Origin of the sequence: Geobacter sp. (genome assembly GCA_009684525.1) — a bacterium.
GTDB lineage: Bacteria > Desulfobacterota > Desulfuromonadia > Geobacterales > DSM-12255 > Geoanaerobacter.
The window spans coordinates 196,808-222,496 of record WKKR01000003.1 but is presented as its reverse complement, the minus strand read 5'-3'; the positions used below and the strand labels follow the sequence as shown (position 1 = coordinate 222,496).

Sequence of the window (25,689 nt, the reverse complement as noted above, 5' to 3'; positions counted from 1 at the left end):
TCCTCCTGCATGCTCCCTACCCCACTGCCATGATCAGCAGGGCATTCACCACCGCCGCAGCCACGTTGGACCCTCCCTTGCGACCGCGGTTGGTGATGAACGGGACAGAAAACTCTTCCGCCACCCGTACCAGCTCCTCCTTGCTCTCGCTAGCGCCGACAAAGCCGACCGGCAGGCCGACGATCAGGTCGGGCCGAAGGCCCTCCTCGCGGATCAGCCTGATAAGCTCGAACAGGGCGGTCGGGGCATTGCCGATGACGAAGATGCCGTTCTCCGGCTTTGTTGCGGCAGTCCGCATGGCAAGGAGCGAGCGGGTCACCCCGAGTTTCTGTGCGGTCTTTGCCACCAGCGGGTCGGCCACGAAGCAGGCGGCAGCAATACCGAACAGGTCCAGCCGCGGCCGGGAAATGCCGGAAAGCGCCATGGTGGTGTCGGTGACAAGCCCCCTCCCCCGCCGCAACGCAGCCACCCCCTTGCCGATCACCTCGGGCGACATGACCATGGTCCGGGCATACTCGAAGTCGGCGCTGGTGTGGATGGCCCGACGGACCACCTGCCACTCGGCAGGCCCCCACGGGTGCGGCCCCACCTCCGCATCGATCATCCGGAACGATTCGGCCTCGATCTCCTCGGGCCGCAGGTGGACCGACATCAATGCCACCCCGTAACGGTCAGGGCCTCGGCGATCCGGTCCACCGCCACCTCGGCCAGCTTGCGGTGCACGCCGAGATGCCCCCCCATGGCGAACTGGACTTGGGGATAGCGCTTGCGCGCCTCTGCCATCTCCTCGGGAAGGTCCTCCTGCACATGGGCGCCGATAAAAAGGAAGTAGGGCATGAGCAGGACCCGCTGTGCCCCCTGAGCCACGCAGGCGTCGATCCCCTGCTGGATGTTGGGGAGGTGCTGCTCGCGGTAGGAAACCTCCACGATCTCGAAGCCGGTCATCTCCTTGACCATGGCGGCAATCTCGCGCACGGCGTCGTTCGCTTCGGGAATCCGGCTCCCGTGGGCCATCAGCAGTATTGCGGTCTTCATGCACGCTCCTTTTCCATTGTGTAATCCTTGCCTTGAATCTCATAACGGCATTTAACCGCAGATGCACGCGGATGAACGCAGATAACTACTGGATAAGACAAACCTTGACCGGAAACGACATCCGTGAAGGGCCGGGCGTCCCGTGTAGCGAATGTTCCCGAGTTGCAGCCGCTGTAGGCGAAATGGAGCAAAGCCGGTCGATCCTGTCTGAACCCGCAAGGGCGAGTTGATCGACAGGCGCGAAATGAGCCGTACAGCGGCGCAACGAGGGGACTGGGAGCGAAGCGGGACGCCCGGCCCTTCACGCACTTTACGCAATCTTCTCCGTATCCCGCATCATCTCCACGATCTCCCGCCGCGCCTCGCCGATGGTGAGCGGCAGGCGCCGGAACGGAAGCCGCTCCTCGTCCTTCAGCTGGTGGATCAGCTCGGCAATGTGGGGGAGGCGCAGCTTCACCTCGGCCATCTCCGCCGGCGCGGTGAAGACCTCTTCCGGCGTCCCTCCCCGCACCAGCCTCCCCCGGCTCAGGATATGGAGCCGATGGAGGAAGAGCGGCACCAGGTCGACGCTGTGGGTCGCCATGACGATGGTCACGCCATCCTCCTGGTTCAGCTTGAGGAGAAGCTCCATCATCCGGTACTCCCCCATAGGGTCGAGCCCGGCGGTCGGCTCGTCCAGCAGCAGGATCTCGTGCCCCATGGCCAGGAGCCCGGCGATACAGACCCGCTTTTTCTGGCCATAGCTGAGGGCGTGGATGCTCTTGGCCGCATATTCGGCCATCTCCACCTGGGCCAGGGCCGCCTCCACCCGCTGCCCGACCTCCTGTTCGTCAAACCCCATGTTGCGCGGCCCGAACGCCACATCCTCCCCCACCGAATGGGCAAAGAGCTGCTCGTCCGGGCTCTGGAACACCAGCCCCACCTTCCGGTAGATCTCGCGCGGATGGAGCCGCCGCACATCTTCGCCGTCCAGGGTGACCGTGCCGGTATAGTCCTTGATCAGACCGTCCATGATCTTCAGGAGCGTCGTCTTGCCCGAACCGTTGGCCCCCAGGATGCCGCAGAACTCGCCGGCCCGCACCGACAGCCGGATGTCCGAGAGCGCCACTGTGCCGTCGGGGTAGCCGAATCGGTCGAGATCGACCGCAATCCGCGTCAGATCCGCCACAAAACCCCCAGGCCCGCCACCACCAGCAGCGCGGCAGCAACCTCCGTGAGGCGAAACGGCTTATGCCTCATGAGTGGCATGGTGCCGTCGTAGCCCCGCTGCACCATGGCCGTGGTGATGGTCTGACTACTGTCGAACGCCTTGATCACCAGGGCGCCGGTCAGGGTGCCGAAGGAGGAGAGCCCCCGCCGGTATCCGGCGTAACCGAGCCGGTTCCGCTGGGCATGGTAGACCACCATGGCGTCTTCATACAGGACGAACAGGTAGCGCCAGGCAAAGAGCGCCACCTCGATCAGCCCCCGCGGCACCCGGAGCCAGGCGAGCGCCGCCATGGTCTCGGTAAACGAGGTGCTGAAACCGACCAGCGCCACCACGGAGACCGCGCCGACGATCCTGGCCGCGATCTGCATCCCCTCTCGCAGCCCGTCGCCGTAGCCGGTAATCTCCAGCCCGGCGACGGTACAGGAAAAGAGCGGATCGTGGCCACTGGTAAAGAGCTTTAACAGCAGCACCATGGCGGCAATGAAGAGCGGCTGGGCAAAGCGCGCCATAAGCAGTCGCACGCGGACCCCCAGGGCGAGGCAGAGCCCGGTGCCAAGGAACGCCACCAGGAGCGGGAAGGCCAGCCCGCGGTAGCTCAGCACCATCACCAGCAGGGCCAGGGTGCAGAAGAGCTTGACCCTGGCGTCGATGCGGGTGAGGAGATGCGTGGCGTCCTGGTGATGGATGATCGTTCTCATGGTAGCGGCTGTCCAAAAAGATTCATTACGGTGCCCTGGGAGGGACGGTCAACTGTCGCGTCGCTTCTCGCTCACCAACTTGCGCCAGGAATAACCGGCCACAAAGCCCCCGACTGCGCCTGCCAGCAGGAACACGAACAGCAGCAGATCCCCCTGGTCGGTGTTGATCAGGGGGGGGCTTGCCTCGCGGCCGTGCTCGCCGGCGATCTTCTCCACCACCGCCTCGTCAACGCCCGTCCAGGGCTTGGGGCCAAGGGTGAAGAAATAGAAGGTATAGAGCAGCGTCGGCAGGAGCACGAGGTGCAGCAGAAATATCTTCAGACGACGTTTACGATCAGGCATGGACGACTCCCTCCTGTTGGCTGATGACCTTCATCCTGACGAGGAGGTCGGGGCGTTTCCGATAGAGCAGCAGCACCATCCCGGCGGTCATGGCCCCTTCCAGCAGGCCGAGCGGCAGTTGGGTCGGGACAAAGGCAAGGACGATCCTGCCAACCAGGGGGAGGAACGGGGCATCCCCCCTGATGCCGGACGCCAGCTCCACCGAGGTGGTCAGGTAGGTGGCCCAGTCGGTGGCCAGGCCCGCGGCAAAGCCGGCCAGGCCCAGGCCCGCGCCCATGGCCCGCATCCCCCTGAAGGCGAACCAGCCGGCAAAGGAGCCGACCACCCCCATGGAGACGATGTCCGCCCCCAGGGTGGAGAGGCCGCCGTGGGCCAGGAAGAGGGCCTGGATCAGGAGCGCCACCGCCGAGATCAGGATGCTCAGGAGCGGGCCGACCAGGATGGCGGCGATGCCGGTGCCGCAGGGGTGGGAGCAGGTGCCGGCCGTGGGGACCGGGATCGGCATGCAGGAGATGATGAAGACCACCGCGGCCATCAGCCCGATGAGCGGCTTGATGGAGAGGTCCTCCCTCCCCAGGGCATTGAGCCGCCGGACGCCGAGCGCCACGAACGGTACCGCCACCGCGAACCAGCCCACAGCCCATGGCAGGGGGAGAATCCCCTCGGCAATGTGCATGGCATGGGCCGGAGCTGCACAGGCCAGCCAGGCCATGCCGCAGAGAAAGAGACGGAAAGAAACATTCCTGGCAGTTCGTGTCATGGGCATGCCTCGCTCCCTCAGATCTTGTCGCCGCTCAGGTCCGCCGCAAACAGTTTGCCGGCCCCGCGGGAGGCGCAGAAATCGCCGCACATGGTGCAGGTGGCCTCGTCCTCGGGGGTCCTGCTGGCGCGGATCGCCCTGGCATCCTCCGGATAGAGGGCCAGCTGGAACTGGGTATCCCAATCCAGGTCGCGGCGGGCCTTGGACATCGCCTTGTCGCGCTCCCTCCCCCGCTCCGGATACTTGTTCATGTCGCCGATGTAGGCGGCGATCTTTGCGGCCTTCACCCCCTGGCGGACATCCTCCTCGTTGGGGAGAGCCAGGTGCTCGGCCGGGGTGATGTAGCAGATAAGGTCGGCACCGAAACGGCTCGACTGGGCCGCGCCGATGGCGGCGGTGATGTGATCGAAGCCGGGCGCCACATCGGTGGAGATGGGGCCGAGCATGTAGTAGGGTGCGCCGCCGCTCATCCGCTTCTGCAGCTGAATATTCCCCTCCACCTCGTCCAGGGGAACGTGTCCCGGCCCTTCCACCAGCATCTGGCACCCCATGTCCCGGCCGATCTCGGCCAGTTCGCAGTTGATGAGCAGCTCCTGAATCTGGGCCCGGTCGGAGGAGTCGTGGATCGCGCCGGCGCGCAGGCCGTTCCCCAGCGACAGGACCGTGTCGTAGCGCTTGAGTATCTCCACCACCCGGTCGAATCTTTCGTAGAGCGGGTTCTCGCGCTTGTTGGCCAGCATCCAGGCCACCATGCTCACTCCACCCTTGGAGACCAGCCCGCCGTAGCGGTAGCCCTGCTTGCGCAGCCGCTCGATGGTGTAGAGGTTTATGCCGCAATGGACCGCCATGAAGGCCATGCCGTCGGCGCACTGCTGTTCGATCAGGTCGAAGAGCATCTCCTCGTCCAGCCGGTTCGGGTCGCCGTACTTGCGGGCCGCCTCGCAGAAGGCCTGGTAGAGCGGGACGTTTCCCACCGGCAGGTCGACCGCGGCGATCACCTCCTGCCTGACCCGGTTCAGGTCCCCACCCACGGAGAGCTCCATCAGGGTATCGGCCCCGGCCTCTTCCGCAGCCCTGGCCTTGCGCACCTCGGCCTGGTAGTCGACGATATCCGACGAGGTGCCGATTGAGGCGTTCACCTTGGTCCGCAGCCCCTTGCCGATCCCGATGGCCTTCGGCTTGCGCAGGTGATTCCAGGGGATGACGATCTTCCCCTCGGCCACCATCTGCCGGAGATATTCGGGAGCGACCTGCTCGTCTAGGGCAACGGCTTCCATCTGGGGGGTCAGGGTGCCCTGGCGGGCGTGTTCGATCTGGGTCTTCATCACTGCTCCTGTCTCTGGTAGTTCCGGCAATGTTCCACAAAATGCCCTGCCAGCTCCGGACAGCTGCCGAAGTGCAGGTGCAGGTACGAACCAAGGCAGTTCCGCACCCGGTACCCCTCCATCCCCAGCTCCGCGCTGCCCCGCCTGACCCGGAACAGCCGCTCGATCCCGGCCGGCATCTCGCTGATCTCCGAGTAATGGAACTCGTGGCCGCGGGCAACCATGCCCGGCCCGCCGATGACGCTCTTCCCGGCAAGCTCGATCTCGCGGTAGCCCAGGGCCTTGCGCCGCGGGAGCATGCGAGTGGTCACCGGGAAAACCCCGACAAAACGGTGGGTCGCCTCGATCGGCCCCTGAAGCGGCACCAGCCCTTCGGTCAGATACATGAAGCCACCGCATTCGGCGTAGACCGGCATCCCGTCCGCCGCAGCCAGGGCAATGGCCTCCTTCATGGAGAGGTTGGCCGCCAACTCCCCGGCAAAGAGCTCGGGATAGCCGCCGGGCAGGTAAAGCCCCTGTAGATCGGACGGCAGCGTTTCATCGCGCAGGGGCGAGAACGGGACGATCTCGGCCCCGGCAGCAGCCAGCAGGCGGAGGTTGTCCTCGTAGACGAAGCAGAATGCCTCGTCGCGTGCGACACCGATACGCACCGGCGCAGAGCCGGCAGCGGCAGGGAGATCCCGAAGCGTCCCGGCCGCCGGTCCGGGGGAGTCGGCAACAGCCCAGAGCAGGCCGAGGTCCAGCGAATCCTTGATAACATTCACGAGATGGTCGAGAAACTGGGCGGGCAGCCGGTTTTCCTCGGCGGTGACCAGCCCCAGGTGGCGGGACGGGATATCCAGCCGGTCGTCGGCAGGAATGCAGCCGAGCACCGGCAGTGCCGGCTCTGCCGCTTCCATGGCCTCACGGAGAATTCTGGCGTGACTGTCGCTCGCCACGTTATTGAAGATCACCCCGACCAGCCGGACATCGGGATCGAAGGAGGCAAAGCCCCTGACCAGGGCTGCCACGCTGCGGGCCTGGCCGCGGGCGTTCACCACCAGGACCACCGGCGCGCCGGTCAGCTTGGCGATCTGGGCCGTGCTCCCCTCTTCAGAACGGCCACCGAAGCCATCGAACAGCCCCATGACCCCTTCGATTACCGCAATATCGGCATCTTCGGCATGGAGGGAAAAGGTTTCCCGGACAAACGCGGGACCGCACATCCAGCCGTCCAGGTTGATGGAGGGCCGGCCGGTCACCAGGCGATGGTAGCCGGGATCGATGAAATCGGGGCCGACCTTGAACGGCGCAACCCGCAGCCCCCGCAGCTTCAGCACCTCCATGATGCCGATGGTGACGGTGGTCTTGCCCGAGCCGCTCTGGGGGGCGGCAATGATGATGGATTTCAAGGAGATCCCCTCTCAGCCGTTCAACAGTTTCACGACCGTGGCGCCATCCGCGTAATAGTCGATGATGTTCAGGCAGCAGTACTGCTGCTCGATGGCAAAGAGCGACGACAGCGGGGCACCGATGGCATTGAGCAGCACCACCCGGTTGGCGCCGCCATGGGCAACCACCAGCACCTCTTCCCCCCGGTGGCGGGCGACGATCCCTTGGATGGCGGGGATCAGCCGCGCCTCCAGATCGAGCAGGTTTTCCCCGCCGGGGACCCGGTAGTTGACGATATCTGCCAGCCTGGCAGACCACTGCTCCGGATATTTCTCCTGGATCTCGGTCCAGGTCATCCCCTCCCAGAGACCGATGTTGAGCTCGCGCAGTGCCGGGTCCAGCACCGGCTGCAGCCCGAGATAGCCGCCGAGGATCTCCCCCCCCACCCGGCAACGGGTCAGGTCGCTGGAGTAGCAGGCAGAGATCTTAGCCCCGGCCAGCCGTTCCTTGAATGCGTGGTACTGCGCCACCCCCCGCTCGCTGAGGGAAACGTCGGCATGGCCGTTGTAGCGCGGGGTACCGGCACCCTGCACCTCGCCGTGCCTGATCAGGTAGAGTCTCGTCCTGGCGGTCACATCGTTCTCCTTGCTTTTCATGAAATCCGGTGCAGCGCCAGCAGCACCAGCAGGCAGCCGACCTCGCCCAGTTCGCTGACGCAGCCGATGACGTCGCCGGTGATCCCCCCCAGCCTGCGCTGGAAGTACCAGCGGCAGAGCCCGGCAAAGGCGAAGACCGCCGCGGCTGCGGCCACCCCCGGCCAGGAAAGGGTCAGGAAGGAAATCCCCAGGGTCACCGGGAATGCGACGGCGAGCTGCACGCCGCCGACGCCAGTGATGAACGCCGCGCCCAGTCCGTCCTGACGCGCCCGACGGGCACCGACGGTTACGAGTACCTGGCTGCAGCGGGCCACGCAGGGGAAGAGGAGCAGACTCCCCCGTTTCCATTCCGGTGCCATGGCCAGAAGCGCCTGGTATTTGAGCGCAAGGACGAGCAGAAGCCCCACCGCCCCCACCGCGCCGATCCGGGAATCCTTCATCACCGCCAGGAAGCGCTCTCGCCCCCCGCGCGCCGCCAGACCGTCGCAGACATCGGCCAGGCCGTCCAGATGGAGCCCGCCGGTCACCAGGGCCAGGAGCGCCACCAGGATCAGGTCCCCCACGGCCGGCGGCAGCAGTGGATCGAGCAGCCACTGGGCACCGACCAGCAGAAGCCCCAGGGTCAGCCCCACCAGCGGAAACAGGGCCATGGAGCGCCCCAGGTCCCGCTCGTCGCAGCGAAGCTGGAACGGCAGCGGGATGATGGTGAGAAACTGCAGGGCAATGAAATAGAGGCGCATGGTTCTCCGTAGGGACAGGCCTGTGTGCCTGCCCTGGGCGGCCACATAGGGCCGCCCCTACATGTTCTGTTCTGCCACGCCGGCCTGATCGAAGGTCGCCATCTCCGTGAGCACCTTCACCCCCGCCTCGATGAGCCCCATGGCCAGGGCTGCGCCTGTCCCCTCCCCGAGCCGCAGTTGGAGGTCGAGGATCGGTTCCAGCCCGATCCGCTCCAGCATGAAGGCATGACCGATCTCCACCGAATTGTGGGCGGCAAAGAGATACTCCTTTACCAGCGGCTGCAGTTCATAGGCAACGAGCGCCCCGGCAGTGGAGATGAAACCGTCCACCACCACCGGAATCCGGTTGGCCGCCGCCCCCAGCACCAGCCCGGCAATACCGGCGATCTCCAGCCCACCCACCTTGGCCAGCACATCGAGCGGGTCGCCGGGGTCGGGCCGGTTCAGGGCGAGCCCCTGTTCGATCACCCGGACCTTGTTGGCCAGGGCGGCATCGTTGATGCCGGTGCCGCGGTGGGTAACCTCCTGCACCGTTTTGCCGGAAAAGGCGGCAATGATCGCCGACGAAGGGGTGGTATTGCCGATCCCCATCTCGCCGGTGCCGAGCATAGCGATCCCTTCCCGCTTGGCGTCGATCGCCAGGCCGATCCCCGCCTCCAGGGCCGCCGTCGCCTGTTCGCGGGTCATGGCCGGACCTTTCGCAAAGTTGCGGGTCCCCCATGCCACCTTGCGGCCCAACAAGCCGGGAAGAACCCCAAAGTCGTGATCGACCCCCATATCCACCACCCTGACCTCGACTCCGCTGTGACGGGCCAGGACATTGACCCCGGCGCCGCCGGCCAGGAAGTTGAACACCATCTGCGGGGTCACCTCCTTGGGAAAGGCGGAAACCCCTTCCTCGACAATGCCGTGGTCCCCGGCAAAGGTGTAGATGACCTTGCGAGAGGTATCGGGAGCGAGGGTGCCGCTGATGGCTGCGAAACGACGGGCGAACTCTTCCAGCCGTCCCAGGGAACCCAGCGGTTTCGTCTTGTTGTCCAGCTTTGCCTGGGCACGGGCCATCAGATCGGCATCCACCGGACAGATGGCAGCCAGCGTATCCTGTAACAGGCTCATCGTTTGTCTCCTCCTATTTCTCATCCGGTGTTTCCGGACGGGAACTATTTCAGTCTCAGCGGCAGCCCGGCGATCGTGACATAGACATCGTCGGCAGCCGCGGCCAGAAGCTGGTTCGCCTCACCGCTCAGGTCGCGGAAGATCCGGGCAAGACGGTTTTCCGGCACGATCCCTTGTCCCACCTCGTTGGTCACCAACACCACCGTGCTCTGCAAAGCGGGAAGCTGCCTCGTCAACTCTTTGACAGCGGCGAGGGCCGGCGCCGGGTCATCGGCGCACAGCAACAGGTTGGTGAGCCAGAGGGTCACGCAATCGACCAGCAGCGCAGCATGACGGCCATCGTGCTCTGCAAGGACGCGTGACAGCTCCAGTGGCTCCTCGATGGTCTGCCAGCGGTCGCCGCGACGCTCCTGGTGACGGCTGATCCGTGCAGCCATCTCCGCATCGCCGGCCGTGGCGGTGGCGATATAGCCGAGAGGCGCACCGCACGCCTCGGCAAGCTGTTCCGCGAGCCGGCTCTTGCCGCTGCGGGCACCGCCGGTGACCAGTATGGTCTTTCCCATTTCCTCTTCTCCGGACGCGCCTGTAGAGGCGCAGATAGTTTCCATCCGGAAACTCCGGATGAGAAACTATTGGTTCCCGGATCGGAAAGGAGGGATTTTTCGTCCTGGCAAGGAAATCAAGGGATTGCGCGGAGGCGTACATCGGTACGCCGCACAAGCAATCCCGCAGATTGACGCCGCCAGGGCGGAAAAGAACCCTTTCCGGACGGGAACTAGATAAACAAAAACCCCGCTCCGATAGGGAGCGGGGTGGATTCACGGGATGGAGAAAGCCGCCCGGCGCCTCTCCCTCGGAGGTCACGTGCCGACAAGCAACCAGGCAGGTCTCCTGACTTACGGGTCGTCTTACTTGCCGCGCCTTCCCGGTCGAAAGCGCTGCTGCTCGCTTTCAAAATGGAATCCAGTGGCGTTGTGCGGCGTTCATCACCGTTCACAGTTGCGGGACAGTGGGGGATTCGCACCCCCTTCCCTATTATCACCCATGCCGCTCTTGCGGCGAGGGTGCACCTGGTTACCGACTATTCGATTATGGCCGTAGTTGTAACAGACGAGTTGGGATAAAGTCAAACGGATTGTGGAGCAAGCAGGGGCTCCACCGCCTGCCAGATCTCCTCGATCCCCTCGCGGGAAAGTGCCGAAAAAAAGAGGAGTTCCGTCTCGCTGACCTGCAGTGTCCGAGCAATGACCTGGGCCTGCCGCTTGCGCTCGTTCTTCGACACCTTGTCGCACTTGGTCACCACGAAAACGGGCCGGATGCCAAAGGACTGGAGGAACTGGAGCATCTGGAGATCCTCGGCGCTCGGCACCCTCCTGACGTCGAGGATGAGCACCACCCCCTGCAGGGTGGGGCGCGAACCGAGATACGCCTGCATCATCGGCCCCCATCCCTTTTTCACAGCCAGCGGGACTTTGGCAAAGCCGTAGCCGGGCAGGTCGACCAGCATGAAGGCCTCGTTGACCACGAAGAAATTGATCAGCTGGGTTCGGCCGGGTGTATTGCTGGTCCGCACCAGGTTCTTGCGATTGACCAGCAGATTAATCAGAGACGACTTCCCCACGTTGGACCGCCCCACAAAGGCGATCTCGGGAAGCTCCGCCTCCGGGTACTGGTCCGGCTTGACGGCACTTTTCACAAACGAGACATTTTTTATGACCACGCATTTCTCCTTATGCTGCACGCTCTTATGCGGCAGACCGTGCCCTGGCGGCTAAAGATGCTGGCAGAGTTGCCGATTGATAGTATAGTTCAATATACAACACAGTATGAATGGGCGCAGTGTCCAGTTGCAACCATTACGGAGCGCGTACAATGATGAACAAGGAACTAGAACTGGCTATCCAGACAGCAGGTGACCTGCCGACCATCCCGGTGGTTGCCACCCGCGTCATGCAGCTGATCGAGAGCGAGTGCGCGACCGCCGATGAACTGGCCAAGATCGTGGCATCAGACCCGGCAGTTGCCGCACGGGTCCTGAAAATATCCAATTCTTCCTTTTATGGCTGCCAGCGCCAGGTACAGACCCTCTCCAGCGCCATTGTCCTGCTCGGCTTCAACACCCTGAAGAGCCTTGTCATTGCGGCGTCGGTGAAGCAGGTCTACAAGCCGTTCGGCCTCACCGAAAAAATGCTCTGGGAACACTCCTTCGGCGCCGGGCTCGCAGCCAGGATCATTGCCTCGCGGACACGTCTCGCCAACGAGGAGGAGGCGTTCCTTGCCGGGATGTTCCACGATATCGGCAAGATCATCATGAACACCCTGGACCGGGACAAGTTCCAGGTGGTCATGCAGCGGTGCTACAACGACGGCCTCCCGTTCGAGGACGCGGAAAAAAGCATCTATCCCTTTTCCCACGCCGAGGTGGGCGCCTATGTCATCCGCAAATGGAACTTTCCCGAGACGCTGACCCACGTCATCATGAAACATCACAGCCTGGACTTTTCCCCCTCCGACGACGACTACGAGATCAAGCTGACGGCCGTGGTCAGCCTGGCCGACCAGTTCTGCAAGCGACTCGGCATAGGCGAACGTCAGCCGTGGGAGGATCTGGACCCCACCCAGAGCAAGGCCGCCGAAATCACCAAACTGGGCGAAGCCCGCATCAACGAATTGCTGGAGATCTTCTGCGAGGCATTTGAGCGGGACCAGCCGGCCTTTTCCTAGTCACTCCCCTTTTCATCGACATCCGGCGCCTTCAGCAACGGCACGTCAGCGGGAATCACTTCATCCTTTTCTGCACGGGAAAGCTGGCGCGCCTCCTTGGACAAGGTGACCGTATCCCGGCCACTTCGCCTGCGCCGGAGTTTCCCTTCCTCCCCTTGCCGTTCAGGCTTCCTCCGCTCGGCCCCCACCGGTCGAACCGCCCAGATGCCGCCAATCGGGTCGTCAGGTTGTCCCATATCTCTCCCTCCATGCCTTCCCGCTCGTCCTCGCCATTCAAATAGCCGGCTGTGAATTCTGACGCATATTCTTCAAAATATTGACATGTTTCCGGGTCCGTATCGAATATAGCACACAATTCAGCATGTTACATGCAACTTTCCATTGGTATGAAAGTTGCGGATCTGATGCGTCAGCCATTGACAGCACCTTACGACCTAACGGTCAGGAGATACGCGCATGCACTGCAGAATCTGCGAAACACCCATCGAACCGTTCATCTCATTCGGGAACATGCCGATAGCCAACGGTTTCCTCACCCCGGACGCCTTTGCCGCGGAATATTTCTTTGAACTGGCCACCGGATTCTGCTCCACCTGCGGAATGGTGCAGCTGATCGACCAACCGGCACGGGAGCAGATGTTCAACGAACAGTACCACTTTTTCTCCGGCACTTCGACCTTGATGGCACGGCATTTCCAGGAATTCGCCGCTACCGTTCAGAGCGGACATCTGCAGGGTCCCGACCCCTTTGTGGTCGAGATCGGCAGCAACGACGGCATCATGCTGCAGCATTTTGCCAACGCCGGCATCCGCCACCTGGGGGTCGAGCCCTCGGCCAATGTCGCCGCAGTGGCAAAAGCCAAAGGGGTCAACACGGTCTGCAGCTTCTTCGACGATGCCCTGGCCAGGGAGATCGTTGCCGAATACGGCCAGGCAGATGCCTTCATCGCTGCCAACGTCATGTGCCACATCCCCTATTTCCACTCGATCATCGCCGGGATCAAAACGCTCCTCAAACCGTCAGGCGTCGTCATGTTCGAGGACCCCTACCTGGGGGATGTGATCGAACGGACCTCCTACGACCAGATCTACGACGAGCACGTCTTCCTCTTTTCCCTCAAATCCATCAGCCATGCCTTTGAACAGCACGGCTTCGAGCTGGTGGATATTGCTCCGCAGGAGACCCATGGCGGATCGATGCGCTACATCCTTGCCTACAAAGGGACCAGGCCCGTGAGCGACCGTCTGGTCCGTCAGCGGGCCAAGGAAGAGACACTCGGGCTGCACAGGGCTGAGACCTTCGACCTGTTCCGCTCAAACTGCGAACGGTCAAGGGATGCCCTGCGAGCGGTTCTCGACAGATGCAGCCGGGACGGGAAGCGGGTCGTCGGCTACGGTGCCACCTCCAAGAGCACGACCGTCATCAACTACTGCGGCATCACGCCCGACCACCTGGCATTCATAAGCGATACCACGCCGATAAAGCAAGGAAAATTCAGCCCCGGCGCCCATATCCCGGTCAGGCCGTACGCAGAATTCGCACAACAGTATCCCGACTATGCCCTGCTGTTCGCCTGGAACCACAGCCGGGAGATCATGGCCAAGGAAGGGTCGTTCCTGGCAGCGGGCGGCAAATGGATCGTCTATGTCCCCGAGGTGAAGATCATGCAGGGAAGCAGCGAGGCGAGCCAATGATCGACGGCGTGATGGCAAAGGCCCTGGTGACCCACACCGACGAGCGGGGGTTCTTCCGCGAGATCATCCGGGTTACCGACGATTTCTTCGCGGAGGGGTTCGGCCAGTGGAGCCATTCGCTCATGTACCAGGGGGTGGCAAAGGCCTGGCACATCCACCAAAGCCAGGTGGACTGGTGGTACGTGGCGGGAGGGGTCCTGAAGGTGGCACTGCACGACATGCGGGAGGGATCGACCTCGCAGGGGCAGACCATGGAACTCCTCATGGGGGACAACCAGCCGGCTCAAGTGCTGCGCATCCCTCCGGGGGTCGCCCATGGCTGCAGATGCCTCTGCGGGCCGGCGCATCTCTTTTACGTCACCTCGACGACCTACGATCCCAAGGAAGAAGGAAGAGTCCCCCATGACGACCCGGCAATCGGGTACGATTGGCAACGCCTCCCCCTGATTTCGTAACACAGGCCCTTGCCTATGGAGAATAGATGACTCAACGCATCCTCATCACAGGCGGTGCCGGCTATCTCGGCTCCATCCTTTCCGAACACCTCCTGGACCGGGGTTACCGGGTAACCGTGCTGGACAACCTGATGTACGGGGAACAGAACCTCTTTCACCTCTGCGCCAATCCTGAGTTCGATTTCGTCTATGGCGACGCACGCGATGAGGCGCTGGTCAGCCGGCTCGTGGCCAAGGCCGATGTCATCATTCCACTGGCAGCAATCGTCGGCGCTCCCGGATGCGATCGCGACCCGCTGATGGCTACCTCAGTGAATCTCGATGCCATCCGGATGATCAACCGGCTCCGCAGCCCCTCCCAACTGGTCGTCTACCCCACCACCAACAGCGGCTACGGCACCAAAACCGGCGACCTCTTCTGCACCGAAGAGACACCACTCGAACCGATCTCGCTCTACGGCCGGACCAAGACCGACGCCGAAGCAGATGTCCTTGCCACTGCCAACAGCATTACCCTGCGCCTGGCAACGGTATTCGGCATGTCGCCGCGCATGCGGATGGACCTTCTGGTCAATCACTTCGTCTATGCCGCCCTGACCGACCGCTACCTGGTCATCTTCGAAAAGGATTTCAAGCGAAACTATGTCCATATCCGCGATGTTGCCGATTGCTTCATCCATTGCATAGAAACCGCCCCAACAATGGTGGGAAGGCCCTACAACGTCGGTCTGGACGATGCCAACCTCTCCAAGGAAGAACTCGCCCTGAAGATCAGGGAACATGTTCCCGGCTTCTTCATCCATTGCGCCGAGATCGGCAGCGACCCGGACAAGCGGAACTACATCGTTTCCAACCAGCGGCTGCGCGAAGCGGGATTCGAGGCCCGGCGCTCCCTTGACATCGGCATTCGGGAGCTGATCAAGGGGTTCGCCATGCTGGGGCGCACCCCACGCAAGAATATCTGATGAACCGGTATGCGGACATCACCGCCGTCGTCCTGGCCGGAGGCCTGGGGACGCGGCTGCGCGATGCGGTTGCCGACCGCCCGAAGGTGCTGGCAGAGGTCAATGATCGGCCCTTCATCACCTACCTGCTGGACCAACTGGCCGATGCGGAGGTCCACCGGGTCGTCCTCTGCACCGGCTACATGGCGGAGCAGGTCAGCGCTACCCTCGGCGGAAGCTATCGCGGCATGGAGCTACTCTATTCGCCGGAAAACTCCCCGCTCGGCACCGGCGGGGCGCTGCGGCTGGCACTGCCGCTCATTGGATCAGATCCGCTGCTGGTAATGAACGGCGATTCCTATTGCCAGTCCGACCTCGCACGGCTGCTGGACGCCCACCGGGCAGGGCAAGCCGCTGCGTCGCTCGTCCTTGCCAGGGTGGAGGACGTTGGCCGTTACGGAGCCGTGGATGTTTCAACGGCAGGGGTCATCACCCATTTTTCCGAAAAAGGGAGCCGCCAGGGGCACGGGTTGATCAATGCGGGGATCTATCTGATCAACCGTGCTGTCATTGAAGCAATCACCGGCAACGAGGCGGTTTCGCTGGAACGGGAGATCTTTCCCGCACTGATCAGCAGGCACGACCTGCAGGGAGTAGTCACCAGGGGCAGGTTCATCGATATCGGCATTCCATCCGACTACTTTGCCGCATCTGCATTTTTCAACGAACTTCCCGGTACTCTTTGCAACAGGGGGGAAACATGATCATAAGCAGAACTCCGTTCAGGATCTCATTCTTCGGTGGCGGTACCGACTACCCCGGCTGGTACCAGAAACATGGCGGTGCAGTGCTGGCGACAACCATCGACAAGTACTGCTACATCACCTGCCGCTACCTGCCACCGTTTTTCGAACACAGGAACCGCATTGTCTATTCGCGCATCGAAAGCTGCCTATCGATCGACGAGATCCAGCACCCAGCCGTCCGTGAGGTCCTCCGTTTTCTTAAGATCAATCGGGGTATCGAAATCCATCACGACGGCGACCTGCCTGCCCGAAGCGGCATGGGTTCCAGCTCCGCCTTTACGGTCGGACTACTCAATGCGCTCTATGCCCTGAAAGGGTACATGCCGACAAAGCAGCAACTGGCAATAGAGAGCATTTATATCGAACAGGAGATGATCAAGGAAACCGTCGGCTCACAGGATCAGGCCCTGGCTGCCTACGGTGGATTCAACCATATCCAGTTCCTGCAGAATGGCGAAATCTCGGTCCGACCGGTTATCATGACCGCCGAACGGGTACGCGAGCTCAATTCTCACCTGATGCTGTTCTACACCGGCATCAAGCGAACGGCAGCCGACGTTGCCGACAGCTATGTGCACGATCTCGAGTCCAAACGACGCCAGTTACGGATCATGAAGGACCTGGTGGATGAAAGCCTGTCACTGTTGAACGGAGGCAGTGACCTTGCCGGATTCGGCGACCTCATGCACGAGGCATGGCAGGCCAAGCGCTCCCTGAGCACCAGCGTCAGCAATGGTGATGTGGACCAGATGTATGAAGCAGCAAGATCTGCCGGGGCCATCGGGGGGAAGATCACCGGTGCCGGCGGTGGCGGGTTCCTGCTGCTGTTCGTGCCGCCGAGCCAACAGGTCGCGGTTCGCAAAAAGCTCGACAAGCTCATCCACGTACCGTTTGCCTTCGATTCCAGCGGCAGCCAGATAGTCTATTTCCAGCATGAGGAAGATTATTCAGGCATTGAAAAGCAGCGGAGTGACGCCATCGCCCCTTTTCGGGAGTTGTCCGTGATTGAAGGAAGAGCGAAATGAGCATGGCTTGCACCGCGAACCCATCTCTCCCTGTGGGTAAACTCGAAGAGCTCGCCAGGGAGATACGTGGCGAATGCCTCACGTTGGCACACCAGTCCGGCGAAGGGCACCTGAGTTCCAGTCTCTGCCAAATCGAACTGTTAACGGCGCTCTATTTTGCCTTTATGAATCTATCCGGTACGCAAGAGCAGCGTGACCGCTTCATCCTCTCCAAAGGGCATGGATGCCTTTCGTGGTATGTAGCCCTGGCGAAACATGGCGACATCCCTGCTGAATGGCTGTCAAGTTATGCCAGGGAAGGGAGCCCACTTCCCAACCACCCGTGCAAACACTCCCTGCCAGTCTCCATCACGTCGGCCGGCAGCCTTGGCCAAGGACTGGGGATAGCAACCGGCATCCTCTATGGGCTACGGCTCAAGAGAGAATTGGAACCGCGCTGCGTGGTTCTCATGGGTGACGGGGAATGCAACGAAGGGAGTGTGTGGGAATCCGCCATGTTTGCTGCTGCCCAAAAGCTCGACAATCTGCTGGCCATTGTCGATAACAACGGCATCCAGGCCGTCGGCAAGTCGGACGAGATCATGGGCCACACCGATCTGTCTGAAAAATTCCGGGCATTCGGCTGGGACGCCGTAACCATTGACGGCAACAGCATACCGCAGATTCTCGAAACGCTTACCCGGTTTCCGTTCACCAAAGGCAAACCCTCGGCAATCATCGCCCGGACGCGCACGATGGTCCCTTTTATGGACGGCAAGGTCCTGTGGCACTATCGCGTTCCTTCCGCTGAAGAGCTGGAGACCGCATTGCAGGATCTGCAGCCGTCATTACCCTGAAAGGTAGCTTCATGCGTCGCGCATTTGTAGATGCACTCTATTCGCTGGCCGAACAAGATCCCAGGGTTGTATTTCTGACCGGTGACATGGGATTTGAAATGTTTGAGGCGTTTTCGCAAAAATACCCCGGCCGCTATGTGAATGTCGGTATTGCAGAAGCTCAAATGGTTTGCGCTGCCGCCGGTCTTGCCCTAGAAGGGTTCAGGCCGGTCATTTATTCGATTGCTTCTTTTGCCACAGGCCGGCCCTATGAACTGATCAAGATATCCCTCGGGTACCCGTCCCTGCCGGTCGTCATCATCGGTGCCGGCGGAGGCTACTGCTATTCGGCCAGTGGCCCGACCCATCACGCCGCAGACGACATTGCCCTTATGGCGCTGATTCCGGGGATGACAGTCGTCGCCCCCGGAGACCCGGGCGAGGTCACGGCATTGTTGCCGCAACTCCTTCAGCTCGATTCGCCTTCATACATGCGGATCGGGAAATTCGGGGAGCCGAAGTACAGCGCCGATGAAGCGATATTGCTCGGCAAGGCCCGTTGTCTGGCAGCAGGTGAGGGTGTGGCCATTTTAACGACCGGGGAAATGGCACCCATTGCCCTTTCAGCACTTTCCACTCTCAGAAACGAGCACCAAAAGTCCCCGGCGCTGTTTCAATTTCATACCGTCAAACCGATTGATGCGGAACGACTGATAGCACTGGCCAAATCAGTGAGCCAGCTTATCGTTGTTGAGGAATCCGCACCATCAGGCGGGTTGTATGCAGCCGTGATTGCGCAGATGGCACAACATGGGATCAGGACCCCGATAGTTCGCCTCGGCCCCCCGGATGAGTGGGTACTCGGCAATCCGCAACGAAACAATCTGCGGACACGCTATGGGTTCGATAGCCACGCCATCGTCAGGCAGGTTCTTGAAGCGTATAGAAATATCTGACATCTCCCTTTCTCAAGCCAAGGAGCTGCTGCCATGCAAGAACGAAACGAATTCAAAATAACGACGTTCGGTCCTCCTGAAGAGGATACTCGCCGTGACAGATTAAAGGACCTGTTTGACGCCTGGCCCATCAACCCCAAGGAGTTTTTCCTCAATCTGGGGCTGTTCCTGCCCCCGCAAACCCTTTCGCGTATCCTGTTCATGCACCATCTCTACTCGCAGATCCTTGATGTTCAGGGAGTCGTTATTGAATTCGGCTGTCGATGGGGACAGAACCTTTCACTGTTCTCTTCATTGCGTGGCATTTACGAACCGTACAACCGTTTACGAAAGATCATCGGCTTCGATACTTTCGAGGGGTTCATCAAGGTCAGCGACAAGGACCACCAATCCCTGTCTCAAGGTGATTATGCCGTTGCCAAAGATTACCAAAACTACCTGGAGAGGCTCTTGTCCCTGATGGAACAGGAGAGCCCATTACCCCATATCAAGAAGTTTGACATCATCAAGGGGAATGCCCCGGATATGCTTGCGAAATACCTTCAGGAACACCCGGAAACGGTTGTTGCCCTGGCCTACTTCGACATGGATCTCTATGAGCCGACCCGCGATTGTCTCTCGATTATCCGACCCTACCTGACAAAAGGGAGCGTGCTCGGTTTCGATGAACTCAATGACTCTCTCTGCCCGGGCGAAACAGTGGCAGTCCGTGAGATCTTTGGCTTGGGCAATCTCCGTATCAAGCGATTTCCCTATAATTCTCGTACGTCATACACGGTTATTGAGTAATCCCGGCAACATCACATGGGTGCCGGTAGAAACAGAACAAGCACGGAGATTGAATGACACAGGACGGGATTGATCTGATCTTAATTAACCCAGGTGGACGCTTGAGCATCTACCAGGAATTGGGGTCAACACTGTCTGCAATCGAACCCCCCGTCTGGGCGGGATTGATGGCAACCTATCTCCGTTTGAAGGGTTTTTCCGTCGCGATTCTCGATGCCAATGCCGAGGAGCTTTGCCCTGAAGAAGTGGTCGATCGAATCAAAGCCATCTCTCCTCTGCTGTCGGCGGTTGTCGTCTACGGCCAGAACCCCTCTGCATCGACCCAGGTCATGCAATCCGCAGGAGCGATCTGCACGGCGATCAAACAGTGGAATGCCGGAGCAAAGACCCTTCTGGTCGGTGGCCATGTCGCTGCTCTGCCGGAACAGACGCTTAGTGAGGAAGCTGCCGATTTCGTCTGCGACGGTGAAGGGCCTGTTACCATTCTGGAACTGCTGCACCACCTGCGAGGGGACGGCCGCCCCCTGGAGTCAGTACGCGGTCTGCTGTACTCCGCTGGAGACAACGTCGTACATACCTCCCCGGCGCCCCTGGTTACCGACCTGGACAAGGATATGCCCGGTATCGCCTGGGACCTCCTGCCGATGGGCAGATACCGGGCGCATAACTGGCATTGTTTCAACGGGGTGGAGCGAACGCCGTATGCAGCGATCTACACCTCACTCGGTTGCCCATGCCGATGCAGCTTCTGCTGCATCCAGGCACCATTCAAAAGCGGTGAACCGGTATCCGGCTATGGGAGGGAAATCAACAGTTACCGCCTCTGGAGCCCCCAGGCAGTCATCGCCGAGATCGACATCCTGGTAAATCGATACGGGGTAAAAAACATCAAATTTGCCGATGAGCTGTTCATTCTCAAGCAGAACCATTATGAAGGCATCTGCGACCTGATCATCCAGCGTGGTTACGACCTCAATATCTGGGCCTATGCACGGGTCGACACCCTGAATGATTCCACCCTCGAAAAGCTGAAGTTAGCCGGGGTCAACTGGCTCGCCCTGGGGATCGAGTCTGCCAGCAGCAGGGTACGGGATGCCGTTGCAAAAGGGATTGATCGGAATAAAATTGTGGCCGCCGTCCACAAAATCCGCCAGGCCGGCATCAATATCGGTGCAAATTATATCTTCGGCCTGCCTGAAGACGATCTCGAAAGCATGAAGGAAACATTGAATCTTGCGCTGGAGCTGAATACAGAGTGGGCCAACTTCAACTGCGCCATGGCCTACCCCGGTTCGCAGCTCTACCGGCAGGCGGTGGAGGAGGGGTGGCAACTCCCCGAGGACTGGAGCGGCTATTCCCAATATTCGTTCAACTCCCTGCCACTCCCGACACGGCATCTGTCCGCGGCAGAAGTCCTGCGATTCCGCGATGCCGCCTTTCATGCCTATTTTACCAACCCACGCTATCGATCCCTGATCGGGCAGAAATTCGGCACACAGGCACTTGAACAGATCAAGGCAATGACGCAGCAACAGCTGCAACGGAAATTTGCGTAACGACGAGGGGTCTTCAATGGCAGTACAGGTTCCTTTCGGAACGATAACGATTACCGACACAGCCAAGCGCCTGATCAACGAGGCCTTGGATACCAAGCGCATTTCCTGCGGCAGATTGGTGCGCCAATTCGAGGACCAGTTCGCTGCATTGCTCGGGGTCCAAGAGGCGGTTGCCGTCAGCAGCGGAACCGATGCGGACATCCTAGCCCTGGCGGTGCTCCATGATCTGGGGGCCAAGCGGGGAGATGAAGTCATCGTGCCGGCGCTCTCCTTTGTCGCCACCGGCAACGCCGTGGTCCATGCAGGATTCACCCCGGTCTTCGTCGATATCGAGCGGGAGACCCTCAACATCGATCCGACCAGGATCGAAGCGGCCATCACCGAAAAAACCCGCGCCATCATGCCGGTCCACCTGATGGGCAAACCGGCGGAGATGGACACCATCAATGCCATTGCCAAGCGGTACAACCTGCTGGTGGTGGAAGATGCCGCCGAGGCACATGGCGCCTTGTACAAGGGGAAACCGGCAGGCACGCTGGCCGACCTGGCCGCCTTCAGCACCTATGTGGCCCACATCATCACCACCGGCGAAGGCGGGATCGTCACCACCAACAACGAGGGATACGGCGACATCCTCCGCTCGCTCCGTTCCCACGGCCGCAACTGCACCTGCAAGCACTGCATCCTCAACAGCGGCACAGACTACTGTGCCAAGCGCTTCCGCGGCGAAGGAGGAGAAGATATCCGTTTCACCTTCGACCGCATCGGCTATTCCTGCAAGATGAACGAACTGGAGGCGGCCATCGGCATCGGCGCCCTGGAAGAGTATCAGGCGATTTTGAAAAAACGGCACGACAACCTGATCCATGTTCTCGAAAGGTTCGACAGATTTGCCCCCTACCTTTCCACCATCCGGGAGGAGGCTCACGAACAGATCGGACCGCATGCCATTCCTATCGTTGTCAATGAAGAGGCGAGCTTCACCAGGGCGGAACTCACGCAGTTTCTCGAACTGCACGGCATCGAGACCCGTACACTGTTCGCCTCCATGCCGACCCAGTGTCCCGGCTTTGCATACCTGGGCTATACACCCGGCCAGTTCCCGCAGGCGGAATACATGGGCCTGAACGGCCTTCATATCGGCGTTCACCAAGATGTCGGTATCGAGCAAATGGACTATGTGCTCGCCACTATTGATCGTTTCCTGACTACTCACCAAGCATAGCATGAAGGGATAAGTCATCATGCAATCAAAGAAGCAAACGATCCACGATATAATTGCTGAAAAGACCTCTTTTGAAGAACTTTCAAATTTGGTGCAATTCTATCTCCAGTCAAACGACCATGCATCGGCCCAAATCGTCCTCGAACGGGCAAAAGAAGTGATCGGGCTTGCCGATGTCGATGTCCAGCTCGCAGAAGGGAAATCCCCCTCCATACGTCATCAGTCCGGGACAACGGTCTATGACGAGGCGCTCCGCAAGGGGCGCTGGGTCTGCCGCTACTGGTCCAGTGATGGAAAGATCTCACCGGAATTTCACGTCAACGAGCCGTTATATGACACCATGGTGACACTCCCGCTCCACACCTTCTGCCTGGAGCTGGACGGGCAGTCGCTGCATACCCACTGGGAGTGGCAGGGGGCCACAGTCCGGCTGGAGCAGGAACTGCGGAGCATTCATAGTATCGTCAAGCTCCGGCACCAGATTCGCCCTGTTGAAGTTGAAATCCATACCAGACTCAATGGCACGCCATTTCTCGCTCGCTGGCTGACCGTGACCAACCTGGCTGACCGGCCGGCGGCCCTCTCTTCCGTTGCTTCATGGTCAGGCCCGCTCTGGACGAAAAAATACACCGGGTACTACCTCCAGGAGAAGCCGGAGCACCCCTTCCACCTCGGTTACTATGCCAGCAGCCTTTCCCACTGGGAAGGGGACTTTGCCTGGCAACCCCTCTCAAACGGCATCCAGAAGATCTCTGGCCGGCGAGGACACTCCGGCTACGGGCTCCCTTTCTTCATCGTCCGTAACACCACCACCGGCGAGCATTTCGTCTGCCACCTGGCCTGGACCGGCAACTGGGCGGTGGAGCTTCTCTGCGATGCGGAACCCCACGGTGAAGAGGCTAACCTGATCTTCCGCGCCGGGCCGGACGGGTTCGCACCCCAGCGAATTCTGGCAGCAGGGGAATCGGTGGATACCCCGGAAGTCCACCTCGCCCCGATTCACGGCGACCTTGACGCCTGCGTCCAGGCGTCACACAGGCATCTGCGCCGCTCCGTGATCCCCCCCCTGCGGGAAGACCGCTCGTTTCTCGTCCAGTATGACACCCTTAACGAGGCGGGCAATTACTTCGGCGACAAGGAACTCTACCCTGAATATCTCCGGGAACAGGTCGATCTTGCCGCCGACCTCGGTAGCGAGCTGTTCATCATCGACAGCGGCTGGTACGGAAAACAGGTTACCCACGGGTCGTGGGGCATCGCCGGGGACTGGCATCCCAATGACTGGCTCGGCAAAGGCCTGCAGGAAACACGTGAGTACGTCCGGAGCAAGGGGATGCTGTTCGGGCTCTATGCGGAAATGGAAACCATCGGCTTTGACAGCGATCTCTACGCCAACCATCCCGACTGGGCGCTGATGAGGGACGGAAAGCGCGCCACCGGCTGGCAACGGGACAAGCGGGGACTGCTTGACCTCAGCAAACCAGAGGTTGCCGAATGGATGGAGGAGGAAATCGCCCGGCTGATCCAGGAATATGATCTCGACCTCTTCAGGCTCGACGCGAACGTGCGTTATCTCTTCGAGGGGGGGCAGCGGATTGCCGATGGATACGTGGAAAGCACCTTCTGGCGCTACTATGAAACGCTGTATGCCATCTGGGAGCGCATACGCCGCCGCTTCCCCCATGTCATCCTCCAGCAGGCCTCGTCCGGCGGCTGTCGGAACGACATCGGCATCCTCTCCCGCTTCCACGAGGCATTCCTGACCGACGGGACGCACCTCCCCCGGCAGCTCCATGTACATAACGGGCTGGCCATTGCTCTTCCCCCGGAGATTTTCAGGACTGGCGCTGGACTACCCTGGCCCCCCTCGGAACCGCGGGGCTCACTAGCGACGCAACTGCGGATCGCCATCCTACTCTCGCCGCCGATGCTGGTAGACGTTGCCGTGGCCCCACCCGGTTCGAAACATATCCAACCGGAACGAATCAAACTCTTCAAACGTTACGTCGACATATTCAAGAATGTGATACGGCCTATTTTACGGTCGGAGTGCCGTGTCTTCCACCATCTCCCGATCACCGACACCGAGGTACGCGACGATTGGTTCGTCATCGAATACGCCGACCCAGCCGGGACTTCGGCAGTAGTGCTTATTGTCCGCCTCGCAGGTGCAAATAGCGGCTCCCTCATGATCCACCCGAAAGGGTTGCGGAAGTCGGCACGTTACCGCGTCGATTTCGACAACATCCGCGATTCTTTCACCATGACCGGAATGGAAGCCGCCACCGGAATAACTGCGGATGTGGGACAACTTTACGAATCGGAACTCCTGATCTTTACGGAAGTCAACCATTGAAAGTGAGCAGGAGCATGAACGTACCGAAGCTGTCGATCTGCATTCCGACCTTCAATCGGCCTCAGTGCCTCATGGAGAGGTTGGAACAGTTGGCAACTCTCATCACGCCGGAGCTTTCGCGCAACGTCGAGGTGATCGTCTCAGACAACGGCTCTCCTCAGGATATGGGTGCAATCGTCAGCCGCTATCTCACGAGGATCGGCAGGTTACGGTTTCACAGGAGCCCGATCAACCGCGGCTTCGACTACAACTTTCTCAACTGCCTGCAGATGGCCGTAGGGGACTACGTCTGGGTTTTCGGCGACGACGATTACTTCCTGGAAAACTCAATCACGTCCGCACTCGCATTGATCGAGCTGGACAACTTCGACTGCATCATCGCCAATCAGGCCATCGGCGAAACCTACTCTTGCAGGCCCGCCCTCGGCGACCGGATGTTCCACCTCGACCAGGACCGGGCGGACACCCTGATGGATCTCTGCTGCGAGCTGAGCTATGGCGGCAGCCTCTGTTTCGTCTCCTCCCTGATCTTCCGTCGGCCAAATCTGAATGCCATTGACTGGTGCAGACACTTGAATTACGAGACCGCCCTGATCCACAGCACCGTCACCTTCGAGCTGTTCCATGACAAACCGGCCTTGATCACCGCGACGCCGCTCCTCAAGGTTGAGCCACCGGACGAGCACCAGACGCGCGAGCATCAGTTGAACCAGGATCCGGCCGTAAATTTCCGGACCTGGTCCCTGAACCTCTGCGATTTCTTCGTCGAGATGAAGCTGCGCGGGGTCCTCTCCGGAAACGAGCCCCCCATGTTCTACCTTTTCAAGCATGCTAACTGCTCCTACACCCAGCACGTGGTCGGTTCGCTGGAAAACTGCATCGCCGAGGCAAGGCAGATCCCCGACATCTCGTGGATCAAGCTGCGGCGGTTTCTCGAAGTGTTCGGCGACACAGTCACGCTGGCGCGAATCGACCGGCTGCGGGCATTTCACGATCAGCTCTTCCTAGACATCTTCCAGAATTACCGGGATGTCCCACAGAACCGAGACCTGATCCTCAACCACATCAAGACCCTGTAACAGGGGAGGAC

At 60.7% G+C, this 25,689-nt stretch carries 27 protein-coding genes and 1 riboswitch; of the genes, 13 read left to right on the top strand and 14 right to left on the bottom strand.

From position 1 onward, the window contains the following. Positions 1-16: 16 nt before the first annotated feature. The 13 genes from GJT30_11985 to GJT30_11925 all read right to left on the bottom strand — a co-directional run bounded on the left by GJT30_11985 (position 17) and on the right by GJT30_11925 (position 10,994). Positions 17-652 (bottom strand): precorrin-8X methylmutase, encoded by a 636-nt coding sequence (locus tag GJT30_11985; GenBank protein MSM40329.1) that lies wholly within the window; start codon positions 650-652, stop codon positions 17-19. Then, entirely contained in the window at positions 652-1,035 is a 384-nt protein-coding gene (locus GJT30_11980; GenBank protein MSM40328.1) for a sirohydrochlorin cobaltochelatase, read from the bottom strand. Before GJT30_11980 ends, GJT30_11985 begins: the two co-directional genes overlap by 1 nt. A 310-nt stretch (positions 1,036-1,345) precedes the next feature. Next, on the bottom strand, positions 1,346-2,194 hold the full coding sequence (locus GJT30_11975) for an ATP-binding cassette domain-containing protein (protein ID MSM40327.1): 849 nt from the start codon (positions 2,192-2,194) through the stop codon (positions 1,346-1,348). Beyond that, complete coding sequence (gene cbiQ / locus GJT30_11970; protein MSM40326.1) at positions 2,191-2,943, bottom strand: cobalt ECF transporter T component CbiQ; 753 nt, start codon at positions 2,941-2,943, stop codon at positions 2,191-2,193. Before cbiQ ends, GJT30_11975 begins: the two co-directional genes overlap by 4 nt. 48 nt (positions 2,944-2,991) lie before the next feature. Then, positions 2,992-3,285, bottom strand: a complete 294-nt coding sequence (locus GJT30_11965) for a cobalt ABC transporter permease (protein ID MSM40325.1) — start codon at positions 3,283-3,285, stop codon at positions 2,992-2,994. Continuing rightward, positions 3,278-3,997 carry an energy-coupling factor ABC transporter permease gene (locus GJT30_11960; protein MSM40324.1) on the bottom strand — a complete coding sequence of 240 codons (720 nt, stop codon included), beginning with the start codon at positions 3,995-3,997 and terminating at the stop codon, positions 3,278-3,280. Before GJT30_11960 ends, GJT30_11965 begins: the two co-directional genes overlap by 8 nt. 65 nt (positions 3,998-4,062) lie before the next feature. Then, a complete protein-coding gene (gene thiC / locus GJT30_11955) occupies positions 4,063-5,370 on the bottom strand; it encodes a phosphomethylpyrimidine synthase ThiC (GenBank protein MSM40323.1) in 1,308 nt (435 codons plus the stop codon). Next, entirely contained in the window at positions 5,370-6,761 is a 1,392-nt protein-coding gene (locus GJT30_11950) for a cobyrinate a,c-diamide synthase (GenBank protein MSM40322.1), read from the bottom strand. The genes thiC and GJT30_11950 overlap by 1 nt, the downstream gene beginning before the upstream one ends. 12 nt (positions 6,762-6,773) lie before the next feature. Then, positions 6,774-7,376 (bottom strand): alpha-ribazole phosphatase, encoded by a 603-nt coding sequence (gene cobC / locus GJT30_11945; GenBank protein ID MSM40321.1) that lies wholly within the window; start codon positions 7,374-7,376, stop codon positions 6,774-6,776. 17 nt (positions 7,377-7,393) lie between these two features. Continuing rightward, positions 7,394-8,137, bottom strand: a complete 744-nt coding sequence (gene cobS / locus GJT30_11940) for an adenosylcobinamide-GDP ribazoletransferase (protein MSM40320.1) — start codon at positions 8,135-8,137, stop codon at positions 7,394-7,396. A gap of 57 nt (positions 8,138-8,194) precedes the next feature. Then, on the bottom strand, positions 8,195-9,253 hold the full coding sequence (cobT, locus tag GJT30_11935; GenBank protein MSM40319.1) for a nicotinate-nucleotide--dimethylbenzimidazole phosphoribosyltransferase: 1,059 nt from the start codon (positions 9,251-9,253) through the stop codon (positions 8,195-8,197). A gap of 44 nt (positions 9,254-9,297) precedes the next feature. Further along, positions 9,298-9,816 carry a bifunctional adenosylcobinamide kinase/adenosylcobinamide-phosphate guanylyltransferase gene (gene cobU, locus GJT30_11930; GenBank protein ID MSM40318.1) on the bottom strand — a complete coding sequence of 173 codons (519 nt, stop codon included), beginning with the start codon at positions 9,814-9,816 and terminating at the stop codon, positions 9,298-9,300. Between the two features lie 300 nt (positions 9,817-10,116). After that, positions 10,117-10,342: riboswitch (cobalamin riboswitch) on the bottom strand. Between the two features lie 37 nt (positions 10,343-10,379). After that, on the bottom strand, positions 10,380-10,994 hold the full coding sequence (locus GJT30_11925; protein MSM40317.1) for a YihA family ribosome biogenesis GTP-binding protein: 615 nt from the start codon (positions 10,992-10,994) through the stop codon (positions 10,380-10,382). 134 nt (positions 10,995-11,128) lie between these two features. On the opposite strand from GJT30_11925, the gene GJT30_11920 reads away from it, so the two are divergent. Then, positions 11,129-11,977: an HDOD domain-containing protein gene (locus GJT30_11920; GenBank protein MSM40316.1), complete on the top strand. Its 849-nt coding sequence runs from the start codon at positions 11,129-11,131 to the stop codon at positions 11,975-11,977. Here the strand turns inward: GJT30_11920 and GJT30_11915 are convergent. Then, a complete protein-coding gene (locus GJT30_11915; protein MSM40315.1) occupies positions 11,974-12,213 on the bottom strand; it encodes a hypothetical protein in 240 nt (79 codons plus the stop codon). The two genes, GJT30_11920 and GJT30_11915, sit on opposite strands and share 4 nt — an antisense overlap. 220 nt (positions 12,214-12,433) lie before the next feature. On the opposite strand from GJT30_11915, the gene GJT30_11910 reads away from it, so the two are divergent. The 12 genes from GJT30_11910 to GJT30_11855 all read left to right on the top strand — a co-directional run bounded on the left by GJT30_11910 (position 12,434) and on the right by GJT30_11855 (position 25,678). Continuing rightward, complete coding sequence (locus tag GJT30_11910) at positions 12,434-13,672, top strand: methyltransferase domain-containing protein (GenBank protein ID MSM40314.1); 1,239 nt, start codon at positions 12,434-12,436, stop codon at positions 13,670-13,672. After that, complete coding sequence (locus GJT30_11905; protein ID MSM40313.1) at positions 13,669-14,127, top strand: hypothetical protein; 459 nt, start codon at positions 13,669-13,671, stop codon at positions 14,125-14,127. Before GJT30_11910 ends, GJT30_11905 begins: the two co-directional genes overlap by 4 nt. Positions 14,128-14,153: 26 nt before the next feature. Continuing rightward, positions 14,154-15,092 (top strand): NAD-dependent epimerase/dehydratase family protein, encoded by a 939-nt coding sequence (locus GJT30_11900; protein MSM40312.1) that lies wholly within the window; start codon positions 14,154-14,156, stop codon positions 15,090-15,092. Then, complete coding sequence (locus GJT30_11895) at positions 15,092-15,835, top strand: NTP transferase domain-containing protein (protein ID MSM40311.1); 744 nt, start codon at positions 15,092-15,094, stop codon at positions 15,833-15,835. The genes GJT30_11900 and GJT30_11895 overlap by 1 nt, the downstream gene beginning before the upstream one ends. Beyond that, on the top strand, positions 15,832-16,902 hold the full coding sequence (locus tag GJT30_11890; protein ID MSM40310.1) for a kinase: 1,071 nt from the start codon (positions 15,832-15,834) through the stop codon (positions 16,900-16,902). Before GJT30_11895 ends, GJT30_11890 begins: the two co-directional genes overlap by 4 nt. Then, positions 16,899-17,738 carry a transketolase gene (locus GJT30_11885; protein ID MSM40309.1) on the top strand — a complete coding sequence of 280 codons (840 nt, stop codon included), beginning with the start codon at positions 16,899-16,901 and terminating at the stop codon, positions 17,736-17,738. Before GJT30_11890 ends, GJT30_11885 begins: the two co-directional genes overlap by 4 nt. An 11-nt stretch (positions 17,739-17,749) precedes the next feature. After that, positions 17,750-18,673, top strand: a complete 924-nt coding sequence (locus GJT30_11880; GenBank protein ID MSM40308.1) for a transketolase — start codon at positions 17,750-17,752, stop codon at positions 18,671-18,673. 201 nt (positions 18,674-18,874) lie between these two features. Further along, positions 18,875-19,462 carry a crotonobetainyl-CoA--carnitine CoA-transferase gene (locus GJT30_11875; GenBank protein ID MSM40307.1) on the top strand — a complete coding sequence of 196 codons (588 nt, stop codon included), beginning with the start codon at positions 18,875-18,877 and terminating at the stop codon, positions 19,460-19,462. Positions 19,463-19,515: 53 nt separating this feature from the next. Next, positions 19,516-21,018: a radical SAM protein gene (locus tag GJT30_11870; protein ID MSM40306.1), complete on the top strand. Its 1,503-nt coding sequence runs from the start codon at positions 19,516-19,518 to the stop codon at positions 21,016-21,018. Between the two features lie 16 nt (positions 21,019-21,034). Continuing rightward, a complete protein-coding gene (locus tag GJT30_11865; GenBank protein ID MSM40305.1) occupies positions 21,035-22,243 on the top strand; it encodes an aminotransferase class I/II-fold pyridoxal phosphate-dependent enzyme in 1,209 nt (402 codons plus the stop codon). 19 nt (positions 22,244-22,262) lie between these two features. Then, on the top strand, positions 22,263-24,599 hold the full coding sequence (locus tag GJT30_11860) for a hypothetical protein (GenBank protein ID MSM40304.1): 2,337 nt from the start codon (positions 22,263-22,265) through the stop codon (positions 24,597-24,599). Positions 24,600-24,613: 14 nt separating this feature from the next. After that, a complete protein-coding gene (locus tag GJT30_11855) occupies positions 24,614-25,678 on the top strand; it encodes a glycosyltransferase (protein MSM40303.1) in 1,065 nt (354 codons plus the stop codon). The last annotated feature ends 11 nt before the right edge of the window (positions 25,679-25,689 follow it).